We start from the raw sequence: 20045 nt of genomic DNA on the forward strand, positions 1-20045 counted from the left end.
TATGAGTGAAGCTATCAAGCCTGATCTCTATTTGGTCCCCACCCCTATCGGCAATCTTCAAGACATTACCCTGCGTGCACTTGATGTGCTCAAGTCAGTTGATCTTATTTTAGCCGAGGATACCCGTACGACAGGGAAATTACTAAAGCATTTTGAAATTCAGCGACCCTTTCAAAGCTATCATATTTTCAACGAGCACAAAACGGTGGAAAAGCTGGTTGAAAGGATGGAGCAAGGCCAGCAACTTGCCCTAGTAAGTGATGCCGGCACTCCTGCCATCTCCGATCCCGGGTTTCTATTGGTTCGTGCAGCAAGAGAAGCGGGGCTGGTGGTCAATTGTCTGCCAGGTGCTACAGCATTTGTGCCTGCCCTGGTCAATTCGGGGCTGCCTAACGACCGATTTGTGTTTGAAGGGTTCCTTCCCCATAAGAAAGGTAGAAAGACCCGTATAGAAGCTTTATTGGATGAACAGCGAACGATGATTTTCTATGAATCGCCTCATAGGCTAATGAAGACGTTGGAGCAGTTAAAAGAAGCTTTCGGTGCAGAGCGCCAAGCTTGCGTATCTAGGGAGCTGACCAAAATGTTTGAAGAAAACATTGCTGGAACATTAGAAGAAGTGATTGAATACTATACTGAGCATCCCATCAAGGGAGAAATAGTGCTAACCGTAGCTGGAAAAAACCCCAAAGCTTAATGATTGATATAACTGCCATTCTAGAAAAAACGAAGGAAGTCGCTGTGTTAGCAGGGAATTTTATCCGTACCGAAAGTGAAAACTTTAATGTGGATAATGTTGAACATAAAGGTTTTAACGATTTGGTGTCCTATGTGGATAAGCAGGCAGAAAAGATTATTGTGGATAACTTAAGTCAACTTTTGCCTGAAGCGGGTTTTATCACCGAAGAAGGAACCGCTGAAAACAACGGCGAGGCTTACAGCTGGATCATTGATCCCTTGGATGGGACGACCAACTTTGTACATGGAATACCTGTGTATGCGGTTAGTATTGCTCTTATTCACAAAAATGAACTGCAACTCGGGGTGGTGTATGAAGTGAACCGTGACGAATGCTTCTATGCCCAGAAAGATCGAGGAGCTTTTTGCAATGGTAAACCTATCAAGGTTTCCCAAGCGCCCAGTTTGGGAGACAGTCTTATTGCTACGGGATTTCCGTATTATGATTTTGGTTTGATGCAGAAGTATTTAGCCATATTGGAGAGTATGATGAAGAAAACCCATGGATTGCGGAGATTGGGAAGTGCTGCGGTGGATTTATGTTATGTGGCTTGTGGAAGAGTCGAGGGGTATTTCGAATACAACCTAAACTCTTATGATGTGGCTGCTGGAGCTTTGATCGTAACAGAAGCCGGAGGGAAAGTGACAGATTTTGATGGGGGTTCGAATTATGTGTTTGGCCGAGAAATAATCGCAAGTAATGGCAAAATTCAAGAAGAAATGCTTGGAGAGATCCAAATCTTCAAAAAATCCTAAGGTATTTCGCAGTCATAATTAAGGATTTCTTGTTTCATTAATTGTATTATGCTTTAATTTAACCAATTTATCGGTAAAAAATTTGGTATTACTGGTGTATTTCGCTACATTTCAGAAGATTAACGGAGAAGTCCCGAGGCAGGGTCGAAAAAATCTTTGAGGTTTTTCTTCACCTAATAACACAATACTGAATAGACAGCGTTAATCAATAGAGCTTAGTTAATATTTACTAAACTAGATTAAAATGAAATTAGCAATAATAGGAGGAACGAAATTAGCCGTCACATTGGGGAACAAGTACATGTCCCGTGGTGTGGATGTTATTTTCGGCGTGCGGGACGAGTTTGAGCCCAAGCAGATAGAATGGAAAATTCTAGAAATGCAAAAGGACAAGCTCTATGGATATTGTACTGCAATTGAAAGTGCTGATGTGGTAATGTTATGCTGCGAGAATGAGTATTTACCTAAAATAGTAGCCTGCCTAAACAACTCAAACAATTCCGAAAAGATAATAATAGATTGCACCAACGGGCAATTCTGCCCTGACCTAGGCTGCAATACTACTTACATTCAGCAAACAGCTGGTCACAAAAAGATTTACAAAGCCTTTAATAACCTGGGATTGGACTATCCAAAATCCGATCCTTTAGAGTTATTAAAAGAAACCTATTTCTGTGGAGACTGTGAGAATGAAAAGGCAAAAGTAAAAAAACTGATAGAGCTAATTGGGTTTAAGGCTATAGATGCTGGTAAATTGCAGAATGCGTTTTTGCTTGAGGCTTTTTATCATTTAAGAAAAGAAATCACTCATGTAAAAAACAGTTCTTCTGATTATCACTTCAAGTTGATGTCCGTTTAAGTACGCGAGACTGAAATCATTGAAGCCTTCCAAATCATTTGGAGGGCTTTTTACGTTATAGATGATGGCCTGAATAAGGCCTTATCCCTTTAAAATTCGCATCTTCTCATGAAAAAAGCACTTATTATTACAGGAAGTATCTTTTTTTTCATTATCCTAGTATTGATTGCCATTCCATTTTTTTTCAAAGATAAAATCCTTGCTCGCATAGATCAGGAAATTGCTGCCTCTGTTAACGCCCAGGTCTATTACGATTATGACAAGGTTAGCTTGAGTTTACTGCGTCGTTTCCCAAACATGTCGGCGACTATTCGGGATTTTGGCATCAGAGGAAATGCCCCATTTGAGAATGACACCTTGATGCATGTCAATTCACTGCAGGTGGATATCAACTTGCGATCTGTTTTGTTCGATGATTATCCGGAACTGAGTGGAATCCATTTGTTGGGAGGCTCGATGTACGTCAAAGTTCTGGAAGATGGCACAGCTAACTATGATATAGCTGTGGATAGCGGAGAAGCGGCTTCTGAGGAGCCTTCTGAATTCAGAATGGGTATCAATCTTATCGAAGTAAAAGGATTGAACTTGGTGTATGATGATAGGGAATTAGATTTTTTTATGGCTCTGGCCAATGTGGATATGGAGGGTGAGGGTGACTTTACCTTGGATGTTTATGACCTTTATGCCGATGCTCGAGCTGACATTATTCGAGTGGATTATGAAGGGGTGAATTATCTTCAAAACAAGAGATTCAAAGCAGATAGCAAAATCAATGTGGATATGGACCAGATGAGATTTGCTTTCTCAGAAGGTGATTTTACACTCAATGAGTTCAATTTTGATTTGACCGGATGGTTAGCTATGCCGACTGAAGCAATAGAAATGGATTTTGTGTTTGGAGGCAAAGATAATAGTTTTAGAAGTGTACTATCCTTGGTTCCGGGTATTTACAATGAGAACTTCCAGGGGCTTCAGACCTCAGGGACAATGGATTTTGCAGGTTATGTGAGAGGAGTTTTTGATGAGCAAAGCATGCCTTCGTTTGAAATGGCACTGAACGTTGCGGATGGGATGTTTCAATATCCAGACCTTCCACGTCCAGTTAGTGATGTGAATATGGAAATGTTGGTGAGAAACACTACCTCAGACATGGGAAATACACAGGTCCAGATTCCGGTTTTTAGGATGAAATTTGGGGATAACCCGGTAAGTGGAAGACTGGCTGTGGATAATTTGAGGACTTATGACATGGAGGGGCAGCTGCAAGGATCACTAAATTTGGAGGAAATGACAAGTATTTTCCCAATTGAAGGGACAGAATTGAGAGGAATGCTCTCTGTAGATGCCACTGCCAAAGGGCGATATGACAGCGTTGCCAATCGAATTCCAGCCGTCAACGCAACCATGAATTTGAGGAACGGCTATGTAAGAAATGCAGAATATCCTGCACCTATTGAAAACCTACAAGTTCATACGAGAATTATCAACACCACAGGCAACATGGATGATATGCAGGTGGATATCAGTCAATTTGGATTTAGCCTGGAAGGAGAGACCATCAGTGGAAATATGAAGGTAAGTGATCTGAAGCAGTTAAATTGGGATGGGAGCCTGCATGGAACAGTGGACTTAGGTAAAATGCTCGCTATTTTCCCCATGGAAAATGTAATAATGGAGGGGAGAATCCGTGCTGATATTGATACCAAAGGGAGGTATGCCGATGTGGAAGCTGGCCGTTATGATAGGGTGGATACCAAAGGGGATGTGGAGATCATGAATCTTTATTATACTGATCTAGACCTTCCCCAGGGAGTACGGATTAAAAATGCAAAAGCTGATTTTTCTCCAAATAGCATCAATTTAAGGAATTTTGATGCCAGGCTAGGGCAAAGCCCAGTGACCGCAACAGGTAGTCTCAGCAACTATATCGCCTATGCTATGAGCGAGGATCAGGTGTTGACTGGGCAATTGGACATCAAATCCACAAAATTTGATGTGAATGAATGGATGACTGGAGGAGACGAAACTCAGGATACCACCTCCCTTTCGGTAATCGAATTGCCGAGAAATATTGATTTCACTATGGGAATTGGGGTGGATGAAGTTTTGTATGACAACTTAGTGTTAAAAAATGCACGTGGAAGCATGGCTTTGAAGGATGGTGTACTTTCCTTGAAAGACGTGGCTACACAAACACTAGGTGGGCAGGTGACTTTCAATGGTGTCTATGACTCAAGGGACATCAAGTCGCCTTCATTTGATATGAATTTTAATGTTAATGCGGTAAGCATTCAGGAGGCGTTTACTTCTCTCAATACCGTACAGGCGTTTGCCCCCATTGCCCAAAATGTTAAAGGGAATTTTAATACTAATTTCGCTTTAAGTGGTGACTTGGGACCGAATATGATGCCAGTACTCTCAAGCTTGGATGGTAGCGGGTTGATCAAGATTGTTCAGGCTGCTGTTGAGGACAGTAGGTTGATCCAGGGAATTACCTCATTGACCCAGCTTAAGGATGCGAAAACGATTACTTTCAGGGATTTAGTTTTAAGTACTAGGATTGAGGATGGTCGTCTTATGGTAAGTCCATTTAATGTTAGGCTTTGGGATTATGAGACTAGCATCGAAGGAAGTACTGGATTTGATGGGACTATTAATTACTTGCTCAACATGAAAGTACCTGCGGGTAGTTTTGGCGGACAGGTTAATAATTTGTTGTCCACCATATCAGGTGCCGGTGCTGGAGCTACTTCCACAATCATTCCGGTATCAATCAATATTGGAGGGTCCTATCAAAATCCACGACTTAATTTGGCGGGAGGAAATAGTATTGAAAACCTATTGACCCAAGCAGTACGCGCACGCGTAGATGCTGAAAGGGGTAAAGTTGAAGATCAGCTTCAGCAAGTACAGGCTGAGGTCGTAGAACAGTATAGAGCAAAGGAGGATAGTTTAAAGAATGAATTGAAGCAAAAAGCAGATTCGGCAAGGGATAGCGTACGGCGTGAGGCCGACCGTCAGGTAGAAGAAGCTAAAAACAAAGCTGCCAATGAAGCCAAAAATGCCTTGCGTAGAGGGCTGGGTGGATTTATTCCTGCTAAAAAGGATACGAGTGATAGGGCAAATTAGGAAAATCAAAAGTTACTCTGAGTAATATATACGCCTGACTCTACTGCTTATGTTAGTGAGAAGTTCGTATGGAATGGTACCTATGTTGGTAGCGAGTTCCTTAAGGGAAATGCCTTCCCCATAGATGAGGGCTTGGTCGCCTTCTCTGACGTCTAACCCTGTGATGTCTACCATGGTCATGTCCATGCAGACATTGCCTATGACGGACGCCTTTTGGCCATTAATAAGTACGTATCCTTTTCCGTTACTAAACCTTCTATCATACCCGTCTGCATACCCTATGGCTAGGGTTGCAATTTTTCCACCACTGGTCATTTGCCCTTTGCGGCTATACCCGATGGTGCTTCTTGCAGGCAAAGTTTTGATTTGAGATACGGTGGTTCTAAGTGTGCTGATAGCTTGTAAATGGGACTCATGCTTACCGGTAACCTCAACTCCATAAAGCCCAATGCCCAATCTGACCATATCAAATTGATATTCCGGAAAATTTATAATCCCCGCCGAATTCAAAGCGTGCAATAAGGGTTGCTCAGTTAGACCGCTACACAACTCCTCAGCCATTTTAGAAAAAGTTTCAAGCTGTAGTCTAGAAAACTCTAAAAACTGATCGTCATCAGCTCCGGCCAAATGGGTGTAAATACTAGCAACTCTTAGAAACGGGGATTTATGCAGGATTTTCTTCAATTCCGGCACTTCGTCTTCCATAAAGCCCAATCGGTGCATTCCTGTATCACAGTCTAGGTGGATATTAATAATACTTTCCATAGTTTTCATAAAAATGGTCAGCTGCTTGAGCATCTCAAAACTATAGATAACAGGCTCCAGCTGGTGGCTAAAAATCAAGGGGAAAGACTCTGGCGAAGGGTTCAGCACCATTATCGGCAGTGTGATGCCATTATTTCGAAGGTATATACCCTCATCTGTATATGCCACTGCAAGATAATCTGCTTTGACTTGTTGGAGCATATTTGCAATTTCTGCCGACCCACCTCCATAAGCGAAGGCTTTTACCATCACCATCACTTTAGTTTTGGGATGGAGTTTTCTTTTATAATAATGGAAATTATGGGCTAGTGCATTAAGATTAATTTCCAGTGAGGTGCCGTGCACTTTTTGCTCCAAGTGCTGAATGATTCTTTCTAGCTGGAATTTGCGTGCCCCTGTGACCAATATTAGATCCTGATGAAAATCATCGACGGAAAAATTTTCAAGAAAACCTGAGGTGTTTTGAAAAAAGCTGCAATTCAAACTTTTGAAGCTCTTTAAATGAGTTATTTGCTCTCCAATAGCATAGATCCTGTCAATTTTATGCTGCTGCATCAAGCCGGCCGCAACCTCATAGGTTTCTTTCTGATTTGTCTGAAGGAAATCAGATATGATTAGCACTTTGCGACGTTTTGGACGCTGGAGTTGCATATACTCCAATGACACTTTCAAACCCTCAAGATCGTTGCTGTAGGTGTCGTCAATCAGTATACAGTCATTTACGCCTTGTTTGATGGACATTCTCATATCCAAAGGCCGTAGGTTGCTCAGACCTTTTTGTATCTCAGAAGGAGACATGCCAAGAGTCAAAGCAGTGGTGATCACATGGCGAAGGTTCTCCAAGCTTGCTTGGTCGCTGAAATTGCATGTGAAGGTAAACATCTGCAGATTGGGCTGCAGTAAAATAATCTTGGTTTGCTCCTCTGTTATCTTTACACTTAAGCAATAGTCCACTCCCACATTGTCGGACCAAGAAACTAAGTTGCCATCCGGAAAATTTCCCTCAAGATATTGGGCAACTTCAGCTTGTTCTTTCCTATAGATAATAAAGTCAGCATTGGCAGCCAGTTTTGCTTTTTCCTTTAACTTTTGAAACCTGCTTTCGAATCCCTCTGCATGGGCGGATCCTAGGTTTGTGAATATTACTAAATTGGGTTTAATAATGGACTCCAAGTTATCCATCTCATCCGGTCTGGAGATGCCTGCCTCTAAAATGGCCAGTTTATGGCCGGCTTGTAGACCCATCATGGAAAGCGGAACTCCTACCTGACTGTTGAAACTTTTTGGACTTTTGTAATGGTAATACTTTTCACCTAAAATTTGGCTAAGCCATTCCTTGACGATTGTCTTGCCATTGGACCCAGTAAGTGATATGACCTGACCTTTAAAATGCCTTCTTTGGTAGGAGGCAATGTGTTGGAGAGCACGCAGGCTTGATTTCACCTTTATGATTGTTGCGTTTTTTAAAATTGAGAAATCTGGCAGTTCCTCCTGAACCAAAAACATCCGTACTCCTTTCTTGTATGCTTCCTCTAAATAATACACACCATTGTGGTGGGGGCCAGAAAGGGCTATGAAAAGTGAATTTGTGGCGGTAGTGATTTTCCTGGTATCGGTGATAATGTTTTCGATATCGAACGTGTCACCTTGTAGAATCACTCTACCTTCCACAGTTGAAAGCAATACAGGCAGCGTCAGTGGCTTAATCATATTTAATGTAGTTTGGATCCATTAGGCACCCTCTGATCAGCAGATGCCAGGACAATTGCTCCGTTTTCGTCACTGAATCCAGTAACCAAAACTTCTGACATAAAGTTAGCAATTTGCCTTGGTTTGAAATTGCAAACACAGATTACTTGTCGACCTTTTAGTTGCTCTAGGGAATATCGGGTGGTGATCTGAGCGGATGAATGTTTGATGCCGATAGGGCCAAGATCAATTTTGAGTTTGTAGGCTGGTTTTTTCGCTTCAGGAAATTCGGAAACCTCGATTATGGTCCCAATTCGAAGCTCAACCTTTTGGAAATCAATAAAGTCAATCGTTTGCATCATATCTTATATTTTGTATATTTGGAAACTTTCATTGCTATGTTGGCGTTGGAAATATATAGAATTCAGAACAAAAATGGTTGTACAGAATAATATTTCGAATATTTGGCAAAAGGTTTTTACAATGAGTGCATTGCTATGTACTGCCCTAGCTGTAACATCAATGGCTCAGAGTCATGAAGGAGAACGTAATATGCCAGAGCCACGCGTAGAAGAAAATTTTGGAATGGAGAGTCCGGAAGCATTCGAATATACTGCTCCACGTGCTACAGAAAAACCTGCCACAGTTAAAGAAAAGCCAGCAACTACCTCAAGCAAGCAAGGTAATATCTATCGACAAGGTGGAGAAAAAGATATGAGAAAGGATAATGTTTCTACGCTTTCTTTTAACTTATTCCTCTACATAGTAGATAAATTCAAAGAAGATAATTAGTAAAGCACTATATTAAGCATAAAAAAAGGAGATTTAAAATCTCCTTTTTTTATTTCTCTACTTTTTCTGCCATAAACTTGTCAATATCAGCCAAACTGATTTTCTCTTCATAGAAGGCTCTCCCAAACACCACACCTTTAAGGTTCATATCTCTAAGTTTTCTAAAATCATCTACATTTCTAACTCCCCCACTAGCAATTAGGCTCAAGTCAGGGAACTTAGTTTGAATCTCAGAATAAAGCTGCAAGTTTGGTCCTTCCATTACACCATCTCTTGTGATGTCAGAGCACTTCAAGTACTTCAGTCCTCGGTCATAGAAATATTGGATATGGTCAAAAAGATCAATTTCAGTTTTTTTCAGCCAACCGCGTATTTTGATCTTGTGATCTACTGGATTGGTATCAGCTGCAAGGTTAATTTTCTCACGTCCATAAGAAACCATCCATTGGGTAAATTTATCAGGATCTTTTACTGCAATTGAAGCGGCAGTAAGGGTAAGGGCACCATGTTCAAACACCTTTATCACATCTCCATCCGTAGAGATACCCCCCGTAAAGTCAATCTTTAGGTTAGTATACCCTGCAATTGTTTCAAGGATATGGTAGTTCTTAGGTTCCCCTCGTCTTGCGCCATCAAGGTCAACTAAGTGCAGTCGCTCGATACCATGATCTTCGAATGCCTGCGCTATTTCCAATGGATTATTGGAAATTACTTCCTGCGTGGCAAAATCCCCTCTCTTCAAGCGGACACACTTGCCGTTTATGAGCCATATAGATGGAATTATTTCAAACATAATTAAGAATTTACAAGGTGATAAAATGGGGTATAATAGGTTGATCGAAAACAATACTGTTCGACTCGAAAGGGCACTATTTTCCTATTACAGTATTCTAAATATAATACAAAAGAAACAAATTCAATAATTTTAACAACAAAAGTTTAGGGATTTTTCGGATTCGGCAATGAAATGAGAGTAAAACATGCTCAATGTCATGTTTTTATAGTTTAAAATAGAAAGAATGGAAATCGGAAATTTACATCAATGGCAATTTTTTCAAAAAAATAGGTAGGGAAGCCAAATTAGTGGTTTTAAAAGGCAGGCTCTACCTCAAAATAGTCTAAACTGAAGCCAACTTGGGCTAAATCGCTCAGGTCCAGATGAGGTTGGGTTTTGATGCTTACTCGTTTGCCGTCTTCGTCAGCCAACTTGACTATTTGATGATCACCATAATAGGACACCTTGAAAAGAAATCCGCTCAGTACTCGGTCCACTTCTCGATATAAGGTGGCATGTTCAGGCCGGAAAAGTATTCTTACCCTTTCAGTGTATTGCTTGGAACGTTCGTCAGAAATGAATCCAAAAGGTGTGTAAAAACCATCTACTGTGGGTGTCGCCAAGATCTCATTTCTTTTGCCAAAGAAGTTAGCGACATAAGGATTCACTGGCTTTTCGTAGAGATTTCGGGGTGTGTCGATTTGTTGCAATCGTCCTTTGTGTAGGATGACTATTCTGTCGGCAGTGGAGAGGGCATCTCGTGTGTCGTGTGTTACAAATATGGCCGTAACTCCGGTTTTTTTGATTATTTGGCGTATTTCCTCCCTTACCTGATCTTTTAGCATTGCATCTAAATTACTGAATGGTTCATCCATCAGTAATATAGAAGGTTGTGGGGCTATAGCTCTGGCCAATGCTACCCGTTGTTGTTGACCTCCAGAAAGTTGATGAGGGTATTTACTGAAATTCTCCGAAAGACCAACCAGTTTTAGGGTGTCTTCGGCTATCTTGTCAGGATGAGGCCCAGATTTGGGAAGACCGAACTTGACGTTCTCAATTATTGTGAGGTGGGGGAAAAGGGCGTAGTCTTGAAAAACCATACCTACTTTCCGCTGGTTTGATGGCACAGACTTTCTACCCTCGACGATTTTATTGCCTGAAAGATAAATAATCCCATTATCAGGATGCTCCAGGCCGGCTACTAATCTTAAAAGGGTAGTTTTACCGGAACCGCTCTCCCCGACAAGGGCGAGGATTTCGCCAGAGGTTACCTGGAAGGATACATCTTTGACCGCAAAATTGTCGGCCTGGCTATATTTTTTATCTACAGATTGTAGTTCTAATATCGTCATTTTTTATCCTAAGCTTCTTTTCTTCTGATCATCCGGTTCAGAAATATAATCGGGATAATACCGGTTAAAATAATAATCAGGGCAGCATTTGCCGATTCTGCTATCATTTCGTTGGTGGCCATGTCAAAAGCCTTAGTGGCCAATGTGTGATAGTTGAATGGGCGAAGGATCAAAGTTAAGGGTAATTCTTTTAAAACATCCACAAAGACAAGCAATATCCCACTGAAGAGGCTGGGCTTGATTAGGGGCAAGTCAATTTTCCATAGGGTCTTGGTGGAACCTTTGCCCAAAAGCCGGCTGGCTTCGTTGATGTGTATTCCTATCTTTTGGAAACCAGAGTCTATGGGATTATAGCCTACCGCCATGAAACGGACTATATAAGCGAAGACCAATCCAAAAAGGGTTCTGGAAAGGAGTAGTCTAATGTTTCCAGGAGAAATAATCCCAGTTACCCATTTGTCAAAACCCAAAAGTGGCACCATAATGCCCACAGCGATCACTGCTCCCGGGATGGCATAGCCCAAAGTGGCTATTTTGGTCACATTTTTCATCCACTTGAAAGGGCTAAGTCGCAAGGCGTATAACAAGACGATAGACAGTATTACTACGCCTACACCGGTGCCTGCAGCTAGACTGAAGCTTCTAAAAATCAAAAGGAAAAAATCATAATTAATGACTTTTTCATAAGTTAAAATCACCCAATAGATGATCTGGATCAATGGAATAAGAAAACTTATAAGGAAAAGCACTGTGCAAAAAGTGGTAAATACGGCTTTTTTCTGCCAGTTGATGTGCACCCTTTCCAAAGGTTTGGTCAGGGAGTTTGCATTTCCAAATTGGCGGTTGCCGCGTTGTAGGCTTTCCAAATATAGGATGGTGAAGACAAACAGCATTAAAATGGCTGAAAGGTATATGGCTGTGGTGGCATCTCCCATCGAAAACCATGCTCTGAAAATGCCCGTGGTAAAAGTGTTGACCCCAAAATATTTGACAGTACCATAATCATTGAGCACCTCCATGGAGGCCAAGGCTATGCCTCCCACTATTGCAGGTCTAGCTAATGGTAAGGCTACTTTCTGAAAGGTTCTCCACCTACTACTTCCCAAAAGGGCTGAGGCTTCCTGCAAAGTTTTGGACTGTTGGAGAAAGGAGGACCTGCTAATTACAAATACATATGGAAAGAGTGTGATTGACAATATGAAAATTGCCCCAGGCAGATTCATTATATCCAACAGGCTGCCGGTTACCTGGATATCTAGGGTATTTCTCAGAAACGACTGAATTGGCCCGGCATAATCCAACATGCCTGTATAGGTATAAGCCATAATATAGCCAGGGAAGCCTAATGGCAAAATTAGAAGCCATTCGAAATATCTTCGGCCTGGAAAATCATAATTGGAAACGAGCCAGGCAGTGGTTACTCCTATCAGAAAAGTGAAAAAAGCCACCCCAAATAAAAGGAGGATGGTGTCTAGGAAGTAGCCTGCTAGTAAGTTCTCGGACAGATGCTTCCAGCTGTTTCCGGGGGGCTCAAAAATTTTGAAGAAAATCGTAAACACAGGCACTGCGATCACAATCAATATGATGACCGCAGCCCCTGACCATTTATTCCACCAATAATAGTTTTGTTTGGTTATATCCAAGACTACTATAAACTTTCAGATTGATAATTATTTCCACCCCACACGGTCAAAGATCATGACCGCATCCTTATTTTTAGCCCCCAATCGAGCTAGATTAATTTCGTCAGCTTTGAAATCCCCCCAAGACTTGAGCAAGTCGGAATGTTCCACATTGAGGTTCACCGGATATTCAAAGTTGATGTTGGCCAAAATACTTTGAGCTTCTGCTTCAGATAGGAATTCTAATAGTTTAATGGCATTTTCTCTATGTGGAGCATGCTTTGTCACTCCAGCTCCTGAAATGTTTACATGAGTGCCACGATCCTCTTGATTGGGGAAAAAGATGCCCACTTGCTCAGCGGCTTTTCTTTCCTCCGCGTTGGAGTCATTGAGCATGATGCCGATATAGTAGGTATTGACTATTGCCACGTCACCTTCGCCGGCAGCTACTGCCTTTACCTGGTCTCTATCATTACCTTTTGGAGATCTAGGCATATTGCCAAGCACCGCTTTGGCCCATTCAGTGGCATTTTCCTCGCCATTAGCCAATAGAAGGGAGGCTAAAAGAGATTGGTTGTAAATATTTTCGGATGATCTGGTCAAAACCCTGCCATTCCATTTTGGATCGGCTAAATCCTCATAAGTAGTCAACTCACCTGGGTTTACTCGCTCTTTGCTATAAGCTAAAATTCTAGCTCTATATGTTAGTCCAAACCATTTTCCCGAAGGGCTTCTATATTTCTCTGGAATATTCTTTTCCAAAACGTCAGAGGAGATTTGCTGCAATAGATCTTTGTCTTCAGCTCGGAAAAGCCTTCCTGCATCTACGGTAATTAATACATCAGCTGGTGAGCCAGCCCCTTCAAGTTCTAGTTTCTGAATAAGTTCATCGGCACTTGCGCTTACAACATTTACTTTTATCCCGGTTTGTTCGGAGAATTTATCAAAAAGTTGCTGGTCTGCTTCATAATGTCGGTGGGTATATACGTTTACAATATTTTCGTCATTCGATTGGCAAGAGAAAAGAAACATCCCTAATCCTGCGCCAAGCACAATTTTTTTGAGAGTTTTAAGCATAGTCTTATTTAATTTGAGGCGAAATTAATCATTATTTAAATCAAATCTAAATAAAAGGAAAAAACATTTTTATATTTACGCCTCGTAAAAAATTGACCCTTAAAATGACTATACAGCAGCTAGAATACATACTTGCCGTAGATAAGCATCGCCATTTTGGTCATGCTGCCGAGGCCTGTTTTGTTACCCAGCCTACATTAAGTGCCCAGATCAGCAAATTGGAGAAAGAATTAGAAATCATAATTTTTGACCGTTCCAAGATGCCCGTGATACCTACAGAGGTAGGTGCCCAGATACTTGCCCAAGCAAAAAAAGTAGTGTCTGAAAGTAAAGGGATCTATGAAATGGTGGCCTCTCTGAAGGGCGACATTAGCGGGGTGATTAAACTTGGGATAATTCCTACACTTGCTCCATACCTTTTGCCCCTATTTGTGCGGAGGTTTCTTGAAAAATATCCCAACGTTCAACTTGATGTTGAAGAAATGGTTACGGAAGAGGTGGTCAAGAGATTACGCAATGACGAGCTGGACTTGGGGATTGTGGTAACACCACTCAGCGAGCAAGGTATTTTGGAAAAGCCCATGTTTTATGAAAACTTCTATGCCTTCCTTTCCCAGGGACACGCATTATTGGGTAAAAAACAAGTAGAAATTGAGGAGTTACTTGATGAGGAGCTTTGGGTTCTACAACAGGGACACTGCTTTAGGGACCAGGTTTTGAATATTTGCGACCAAGCGAAATTCCACAGGATGAATTTTCATTATGAAAGTGGTTCCTTGGAAGGCCTGAAGAATATGGTCAATAGGTATCAAGGTGTGACGCTTTTGCCAGAATTGGCAACTCACGACCTCAATGAGGAAGAAAAATCTAGGTTACGGACTTTTTATGGGGCGGAACAGCCGGTACGTGAAGTAAGTATTGTGTTGACTCGTTCCTTTCTTAAGAAAAAGTTAGTTGAGTTGCTTTTTCAAGAAATTACAAATGCTATTCCTGAGACAATGACGAGCAAGTTACACGGCAAGGTTGTAAGATTTAAGTAATGGAATTTCCTGATTCCTCAAAAAATAACTTTTTGAATGCTTATGCTGTTTAAGAAGAGTTGTAAATTAGCACGCTAATTCTCTTTGATGAAAATTCGATTTACATTTTTCGTAGTACTACTTACCCTCTTTGCTCAAGTTCCCAACAGTTTTGGCCAAAGCCTGTTCAAGCGTTACATTAACAGTATCCTCATGGATACTAGCGATATCACACGGCCCCAGTTTTTGGTCTATCCTACAATTGCTTATGCTCCTGAGACGAGTTGGGAGATTGGGTTTAGCTCGCTTTACGTCTATTATGCCAATCGTGACACTACTAACCGGCTAAGTGAGGTCAATGGGTTCACTTTTGTGACCTTGGAAAACCAATACGGAATTTGGTTTGACCATGCATTGTATACCGACCAGAATAAATGGCTTTTCCTCGGCAGAATTAGGGTACAGAGTTTCCCGCTTTTTTATCACGGTGTGGGGATGGATACACCTGAGGATTATACCGCACGGGTGGATGCTAATCAGATAATCATCAAGGAAAGAGCATTACGAAAGGTTGGCAAAAACCTTTTCATTGGACCTGAACTGGATTTTCAGCGGACTTCTTCCGTCAACTTTGTTCCTAGATCAGGTGATTCATTTGACGAATTGCCACTCGGCTATGAGGGAAGTAACAACTTAGGGTTGGGTTTGGGATTGGTATATGACTCAAGGCACAATGTGTTGAATGTGCGGGATGCCTTCTTTTCAGAACTTGCCTTACTGCGTTTTGATGGGGCTTGGGGGAGTACTTTCGATTTCACTAGTCTTATTTCTGACACCAGGATTTACCGTCCAATGGGAAAAAACAATGTTTTGGCGGCGCAACTGCTGGGACAGTTTAATTTTGGACAGGTTCCTTTCAATCAATTGGCCTTGCTAGGGGGAGAAAGTATCATGCGTGGATACTATTATGGTCGATTCCGCGACAATAACCAATTGGCCACTCAGGTGGAATATAGGTTTTTGCCTTTGCCTCTAGGTTTCACGGACAGAATTGGGGCAGCGGTATTTGCTGGGGCTGGTACAGTTTTTCCAGAATTTGACATTAGTTCCCTCAAAAAAGTGGTTTTCTCCGCTGGTGGGGGCTTGAGGTTTCTTCTTTTTCCAAAGAAAGATATATACACCCGGTTGGATGTAGCCTTCACGCAGGAAGGAACCGGGTTTTATATTTTTATCGGCGAGGCGTTTTAAATCATTCTTCTAGGATTTCCTTGACTCTTCCCACAGTTCCGTCTTCTAGCCGGACTTTGATGCCATGGGGATGGAAGGGGGATTTGGTCAAGATAGCATTGACCACCCCTTCCGTAAGTTCTCCGGATCTTTGATCCTCTTTTTGAACCACATTGACCAATTGGCCAATGGCGATGTCCTTTCGATTTTGTCCGCTCATTTTATACCTCTCCGACTACGAGCTTGAACCCTTCCCCATGCAGTGTAATAATCTGAACTTTCGGATCCTCCTTCAATAATTTTCGGATTTTACTTAGGTACACATCCATGCTACGGGCATTGAAATAACTATCGTCACCCCAGATCTGCTTTAAGGCATGGCTTCTGCTCACGTTGTTGTTGACTTCAGCAGCAAGTAAGCGCAGAAGTTCGTTTTCTTTACTAGTGAGTTTATTTTTGCCTTTTGGGCTTTCGAGAATTTGCTGATCATAGTGCAGCGTGAAATCTCCGAACTTGTAGCTTTTCAGACTACCGGCATTTCCGCTACCTCTCATGGTCCTTTTTAAGATGGCTGAAATTCTCAAAAGAAGTTCTTCCATGCTGAAAGGCTTAGTAATGTAATCGTCAGCGCCTACTTTCAAGCCTTCGATTACATCATCCTTTAGGTTTTTGGCAGTTAGGTATATAATTGGGATGTTTTCCTCTACTTTTTTGATTTCTTTTCCCAAAGTGAAGCCGTCCTTTTTGGGCATCATTACATCAAGTATACAGAGGCTGAATTTGTCTTTTTTAAACTTATTCCAGCCTTCTTCACCGTCTTTGCAGAGGGTAGTGCCATACCCTTTCATGGTGAGATATTCCTGCAAAATGTCCCCTAGGTTGGGATCGTCTTCTACAACTAAAAGTTTTGCTTTGCTCATTTCTTTTTGGGTAAATATATGGTGAAAATACTTCCTTTATCCGGTTCGCTTTCTACGTAAACCTCTCCTCTATGCGCCTCAACCATAGTTTTGACATATGCCAGACCAAGACCGAAGCCTTTTACATCATGGACATTGCCGGTGGGCACGCGGTAGAATTTTTCGAAAATCTTCCTTTGCGCCTCTTTGTTCATACCTATGCCTTTATCTTCAATCCTGACCACTACTTTTTGGTTTTCCTCATAAGCCAAAAGGGTAATGTCGGGGCTCTCTTTTGAGTATTTGTTTGCATTGTCCAAAAGATTATTGATAATATTGGCCAAATGAAAAGGGTCCCCCTGCACATATGGATCTTTCAAGTCAATTTGGGACCTTATCACTCCATCCCTATTTTCAACCTGTAAGCCGATATGTTGTTTGGCTTTCTCCAAAATTTCCGCAAGATTGACTTTTTCAAACTTGAGTTTGAAATCCTTTTTGTCCAAAGCTGCCGCTTGCAATACCTTTTCTACGTGTACCCCTAATCTTTTGTTTTCCTCCCGAATAATCCCCAGGTAGCGCTTGCGGAAATTTTCGGCATTCAACAATTCCGGATCCTGCAATGCCTCTACGGCCAGGCTCACTGTGGCAATGGGGGTTTTGAACTCATGGGTCATGTTGTTAATGAAGTCATTTTTGGTCTCTGAAAGCTTCTTTTGACGGATAATCACACGGATAGCATAAACGAAACAGCCGATAATTATCACCAAAAAAGCCAAAGAACTCATCAATGGCATCCACACCTGCTTGAGTAAAAACTTTTGCTTTTCGGGGAAATGGATCAATAAATAATTGTCTCTCCCGACAATATCGCTTGGGAAAAGGCGAGCCTTGATTCCTCCATACAGCATTTCCTCTTTAAGATTGGGATCACTTAACCCGATGATTGAGTCGGAATCGTCCAGCACCGCAAGTTTAAAGGTTTGATTGATTCCGCGCTGGGCAAGTTGGGAAGAAATAGTGTGCTTGACCTCCTGAGGGTCAATACGGTCCATAATTCTTTTCTGGCCTTCCATCATTTCGTTCCAGACTTTTTCCATGACCTCAATTTTGAGGTTGGCCTGAACGATTCGATCTGCGGCATCTTTTGGAAGCCTAAATTCCTCTATGATCTCATTTTGAGTGATTTCTGGTCTGGTGGCCCTTCTCCGACGGTTGTTTCTTGATTGGTCCTGCAGGTACTGGTACTCCCTTTCTTTCTCATTGAGCAAAATTTCCAGTTCATCAGGAGTGAGGTGTTGTTTGGCAATAGATGGTGGCATGTAGGTAAAAAAGCTCTCCACATCCACAATGAGTTCAAGATCCCCGCCATAAGTTTGAATCAACTTTTCAAAGGATGAGGATATTTCGGGCATGGTGGTGGTAAAAATGCTATCGACCATCGAAGGACGCTTTCGGCTGACCTGCCGCCTTCTTACCGTAAATTCAATTGGCTCAATCCGTTGGAAAAATGATTCCTGCATAGCTGTGTCCTGGATAAGATTGCTGAGAAACATGTCTTTAGCCTCGTTTTTCTCCAGTTTGTCCACTGTGGAGGCAAGGGATTGATAGACATTTTGCTCAAACCTTTCCTGGTTAATCTTCAGTGCGTCGTTGACCCAGTAGTACTGGAATGCCACCAGGCCAATAGTGGCCATGGACATAAGGACGATCACTATGTTCATTTTGGTTTTGGACATATTACAAATTTATGGTATAAATCCTCTGGGGGCTATTTGCTTAACAATATTTAACCAAGGTTTTGGGTTGAAGACGGAAGACCGGAGACTGAGCAGGCCGCAGAAATCACAAACGATATTTTTTATTCCTGTGGGGCAATCTATATCTTTGTCGGCAAATAAGGAAATATGGAAATCAACAATCAGCAATTTGAAATTCAGGGGATATCCCTTTTGGACCTGACCGAGGAATTTGGTACGCCTTTATATGTCTATGATGGTCAGAAGATCATAGACCAGGTTAACCTGCTCAAACAGGCCTTTTCGACCGTCAACTTGAAGATCAAATATGCCACTAAGGCCCTTTCCAACATCAATGTGCTTAAATTGATGAAGAAGTCAGGGACAGGTGTGGATGCGGTTTCTATTGAAGAAGTAAAATTATGCCTACACGTAGGTTTTGAGCCTAACGAAATCATGTACACCCCAAATTGTGTGTCTTTTGAAGAAATTCAAGAGGCTGTTGATCTTGGCGTGATGATTAATATAGATAACATTCCGATGTTGGAGCATTTTGGGACCGAATATGGTAGTAAGGTACCTATCTGTATCCGTCTCAATCCCCATATTCTGGCGGGTGGTAATGCCAAAATCTCGGTAGGACATATTGATAGCAAATTTGGTATCAGTATCCTGCAATTGAAGCATATTCTCAAGATTGTGGAGGCGCATAAGTTGAATGTAACAGGCCTGCATGTGCACACGGGTTCGGATATTCTGGATGCCGAAGTGTTTTTGAAAGGTGCAGAAATCCTATTTGATGCTGCCCGTGAATTTAAAAACCTGACTTTTCTGGATTTTGGTGGAGGTTTCAAAGTTGCCTATAAGGAAGGAGATATTGCTACGGATATTTTGGAAGTGGGGGAAAAAGTATCTGCCGCGTTTAAAGATTTCTGTAAGGAATATGGCCGAGAACTGGAAATATGGTTTGAGCCTGGAAAATTCTTGGTCAGCGAATGTGGTGTTTTGTTGGTGAAAGCTAACGTAATCAAGGCAACTCCAGCTTCTACCTTTATTGGCGTGGACTCTGGATTAAACCATCTGATTCGACCGATGATGTATGATGCATATCATGGGGTTGAGAATATTTCCCGATTAGAAGGGCCTGAACGTGTGTATACTATAGTAGGTTATATATGTGAAACAGACACCATCGCGGCAGACCGGAAACTTAAGGAAGTGAAAGAAGGAGATGTATTGGCCATCAAAAATGCGGGAGCCTATGGATTCAGCATGGCTTCCAATTATAACAGCCGCCTAAGGCCTGCCGAGATCATGATTTTGAACGGTAAGGCACATTTGATACGAAAAAGGGAAACATTTGAGGATATATTAAGGCATCAGGTATCAATAGAGCTTTAAAATGAATTATTCATATTTATAGATTTTATAGAAATTTTAACAAGAATTTGCTTTGAGGATATAAAGCAAATTTATACTTTTACAATACAAGTTGACCACTGCAAATAGCCCTGGTAGTTGTAACTATTTCATGAAGCCCCGGAGCCAACTCTCCGGGGTTTTTATTTTTGTTTCTTGTATCTAATTTTTTGCTTTTAACACCCTCT

17 protein-coding genes are annotated in these 20045 nt (G+C 41.6%); 8 read left to right on the forward strand and 9 right to left on the reverse strand.

Features of this window, described 5'->3' with window-relative positions:
- Window position 1 precedes the first annotated feature (1 nt).
- From rsmI to FPL27_RS01520, 4 genes are all read left to right on the forward strand, one after another.
- A complete protein-coding gene (rsmI, locus tag FPL27_RS01505; protein WP_143959404.1) occupies window positions 2-697 on the forward strand; it encodes a 16S rRNA (cytidine(1402)-2'-O)-methyltransferase in 696 nt (231 codons plus the stop codon).
- On the forward strand, window positions 697-1494 hold the full coding sequence (locus FPL27_RS01510; protein ID WP_143959405.1) for an inositol monophosphatase family protein: 798 nt from the start codon (window positions 697-699) through the stop codon (window positions 1492-1494). Before rsmI ends, FPL27_RS01510 begins: the two co-directional genes overlap by 1 nt.
- A 244-nt stretch (window positions 1495-1738) precedes the next feature.
- Window positions 1739-2353, forward strand: coding sequence for an NADPH-dependent F420 reductase (locus FPL27_RS01515; protein ID WP_143959406.1), 615 nt, complete (start codon window positions 1739-1741; stop codon window positions 2351-2353).
- 108 nt (window positions 2354-2461) lie between these two features.
- On the forward strand, window positions 2462-5482 hold the full coding sequence (locus FPL27_RS01520) for an AsmA-like C-terminal region-containing protein (RefSeq protein WP_143959407.1): 3021 nt from the start codon (window positions 2462-2464) through the stop codon (window positions 5480-5482).
- A 12-nt stretch (window positions 5483-5494) separates the two neighbouring features.
- Here FPL27_RS01520 and FPL27_RS01525 read toward each other — a convergent pair whose 3' ends face one another.
- Window positions 5495-7957, reverse strand: a complete 2463-nt coding sequence (locus tag FPL27_RS01525; protein WP_143959408.1) for a bifunctional UDP-N-acetylmuramoyl-tripeptide:D-alanyl-D-alanine ligase/alanine racemase — start codon at window positions 7955-7957, stop codon at window positions 5495-5497.
- 2 nt (window positions 7958-7959) lie between these two features.
- Window positions 7960-8295, reverse strand: a complete 336-nt coding sequence (locus FPL27_RS01530; RefSeq protein WP_143962065.1) for a tRNA-binding protein — start codon at window positions 8293-8295, stop codon at window positions 7960-7962.
- A gap of 76 nt (window positions 8296-8371) precedes the next feature.
- On the opposite strand from FPL27_RS01530, the gene FPL27_RS01535 reads away from it, so the two are divergent.
- The gene (locus FPL27_RS01535; RefSeq protein WP_143959409.1) at window positions 8372-8728 is read left to right on the forward strand and encodes a hypothetical protein; all 357 of its coding nucleotides are present in this window, start codon (window positions 8372-8374) and stop codon (window positions 8726-8728) included.
- 49 nt (window positions 8729-8777) lie between these two features.
- Here the strand turns inward: FPL27_RS01535 and FPL27_RS01540 are convergent, their stop codons facing one another.
- The 4 genes from FPL27_RS01540 to FPL27_RS01555 all read right to left on the reverse strand — a co-directional run bounded on the left by FPL27_RS01540 (window position 8778) and on the right by FPL27_RS01555 (window position 13554).
- Window positions 8778-9521 carry a 1-(5-phosphoribosyl)-5-[(5-phosphoribosylamino)methylideneamino]imidazole-4-carboxamide isomerase gene (locus tag FPL27_RS01540; RefSeq protein WP_143959410.1) on the reverse strand — a complete coding sequence of 248 codons (744 nt, stop codon included), beginning with the start codon at window positions 9519-9521 and terminating at the stop codon, window positions 8778-8780.
- 296 nt (window positions 9522-9817) lie between these two features.
- Window positions 9818-10855, reverse strand: coding sequence for an ABC transporter ATP-binding protein (locus FPL27_RS01545; protein ID WP_143959411.1), 1038 nt, complete (start codon window positions 10853-10855; stop codon window positions 9818-9820).
- Between the two features lie 8 nt (window positions 10856-10863).
- Window positions 10864-12498 carry an ABC transporter permease gene (locus FPL27_RS01550; protein WP_143959412.1) on the reverse strand — a complete coding sequence of 545 codons (1635 nt, stop codon included), beginning with the start codon at window positions 12496-12498 and terminating at the stop codon, window positions 10864-10866.
- A 27-nt stretch (window positions 12499-12525) separates the two neighbouring features.
- On the reverse strand, window positions 12526-13554 hold the full coding sequence (locus FPL27_RS01555) for a Fe(3+) ABC transporter substrate-binding protein (RefSeq protein ID WP_143959413.1): 1029 nt from the start codon (window positions 13552-13554) through the stop codon (window positions 12526-12528).
- 104 nt (window positions 13555-13658) lie between these two features.
- Here FPL27_RS01555 and FPL27_RS01560 point away from each other — a divergent pair, with 104 nt between their 5' ends.
- Window positions 13659-14594 (forward strand): LysR substrate-binding domain-containing protein, encoded by a 936-nt coding sequence (locus FPL27_RS01560; protein WP_143959414.1) that lies wholly within the window; start codon window positions 13659-13661, stop codon window positions 14592-14594.
- Window positions 14595-14681: 87 nt separating this feature from the next.
- The gene (locus FPL27_RS01565; protein WP_143959415.1) at window positions 14682-15821 is read left to right on the forward strand and encodes a BamA/TamA family outer membrane protein; all 1140 of its coding nucleotides are present in this window, start codon (window positions 14682-14684) and stop codon (window positions 15819-15821) included.
- Window position 15822: 1 nt separating this feature from the next.
- Here the strand turns inward: FPL27_RS01565 and FPL27_RS01570 are convergent, their stop codons facing one another.
- Genes FPL27_RS01570 through FPL27_RS01580 form a run of 3 tightly spaced genes read right to left on the reverse strand, consistent with a single transcriptional unit; the run spans window position 15823 to window position 18438 of the window.
- A complete protein-coding gene (locus FPL27_RS01570; protein ID WP_143959416.1) occupies window positions 15823-16020 on the reverse strand; it encodes a YwbE family protein in 198 nt (65 codons plus the stop codon).
- 1 nt (window position 16021) lies between these two features.
- Window positions 16022-16720 carry a response regulator transcription factor gene (locus tag FPL27_RS01575; protein WP_143959417.1) on the reverse strand — a complete coding sequence of 233 codons (699 nt, stop codon included), beginning with the start codon at window positions 16718-16720 and terminating at the stop codon, window positions 16022-16024.
- A complete protein-coding gene (locus tag FPL27_RS01580) occupies window positions 16717-18438 on the reverse strand; it encodes a sensor histidine kinase (protein ID WP_143959418.1) in 1722 nt (573 codons plus the stop codon). Before FPL27_RS01580 ends, FPL27_RS01575 begins: the two co-directional genes overlap by 4 nt.
- A 168-nt stretch (window positions 18439-18606) precedes the next feature.
- Between FPL27_RS01580 and lysA the strand changes: the two genes are divergently transcribed.
- Window positions 18607-19839: a diaminopimelate decarboxylase gene (lysA, locus tag FPL27_RS01585; RefSeq protein WP_143959419.1), complete on the forward strand. Its 1233-nt coding sequence runs from the start codon at window positions 18607-18609 to the stop codon at window positions 19837-19839.
- The last annotated feature ends 206 nt before the right edge of the window (window positions 19840-20045 follow it).

The sequence above is a fragment of the Litoribacter populi genome (genome assembly GCF_007483685.1).
Lineage (GTDB): Bacteria > Bacteroidota > Bacteroidia > Cytophagales > Cyclobacteriaceae > Litoribacter > Litoribacter populi.

What these genes read in the sequence shown, in the direction of transcription:
- FPL27_RS01565 (WP_143959415.1), top strand. Translation starts at nt 14,682, where the DNA reads ATGAAAATTCGATTTACATTTTTCGTAGTACTACTTACCCTCTTTGCT.
- FPL27_RS01580 (WP_143959418.1), bottom strand. Translation starts at nt 18,438, where the DNA reads ATGTCCAAAACCAAAATGAACATAGTGATCGTCCTTATGTCCATGGCC.
- FPL27_RS01520 (WP_143959407.1), top strand. Translation starts at nt 2,462, where the DNA reads ATGAAAAAAGCACTTATTATTACAGGAAGTATCTTTTTTTTCATTATC.
- FPL27_RS01530 (WP_143962065.1), bottom strand. Translation starts at nt 8,295, where the DNA reads ATGCAAACGATTGACTTTATTGATTTCCAAAAGGTTGAGCTTCGAATT.
- FPL27_RS01525 (WP_143959408.1), bottom strand. Translation starts at nt 7,957, where the DNA reads ATGATTAAGCCACTGACGCTGCCTGTATTGCTTTCAACTGTGGAAGGT.
- FPL27_RS01515 (WP_143959406.1), top strand. Translation starts at nt 1,739, where the DNA reads ATGAAATTAGCAATAATAGGAGGAACGAAATTAGCCGTCACATTGGGG.
- FPL27_RS01510 (WP_143959405.1), top strand. Translation starts at nt 697, where the DNA reads ATGATTGATATAACTGCCATTCTAGAAAAAACGAAGGAAGTCGCTGTG.
- FPL27_RS01555 (WP_143959413.1), bottom strand. Translation starts at nt 13,554, where the DNA reads ATGCTTAAAACTCTCAAAAAAATTGTGCTTGGCGCAGGATTAGGGATG.
- FPL27_RS01560 (WP_143959414.1), top strand. Translation starts at nt 13,659, where the DNA reads ATGACTATACAGCAGCTAGAATACATACTTGCCGTAGATAAGCATCGC.
- lysA (WP_143959419.1), top strand. Translation starts at nt 18,607, where the DNA reads ATGGAAATCAACAATCAGCAATTTGAAATTCAGGGGATATCCCTTTTG.
- FPL27_RS01575 (WP_143959417.1), bottom strand. Translation starts at nt 16,720, where the DNA reads ATGAGCAAAGCAAAACTTTTAGTTGTAGAAGACGATCCCAACCTAGGG.
- FPL27_RS01570 (WP_143959416.1), bottom strand. Translation starts at nt 16,020, where the DNA reads ATGAGCGGACAAAATCGAAAGGACATCGCCATTGGCCAATTGGTCAAT.
- FPL27_RS01540 (WP_143959410.1), bottom strand. Translation starts at nt 9,521, where the DNA reads ATGTTTGAAATAATTCCATCTATATGGCTCATAAACGGCAAGTGTGTC.
- FPL27_RS01545 (WP_143959411.1), bottom strand. Translation starts at nt 10,855, where the DNA reads ATGACGATATTAGAACTACAATCTGTAGATAAAAAATATAGCCAGGCC.
- rsmI (WP_143959404.1), top strand. Translation starts at nt 2, where the DNA reads ATGAGTGAAGCTATCAAGCCTGATCTCTATTTGGTCCCCACCCCTATC.
- FPL27_RS01535 (WP_143959409.1), top strand. Translation starts at nt 8,372, where the DNA reads ATGGTTGTACAGAATAATATTTCGAATATTTGGCAAAAGGTTTTTACA.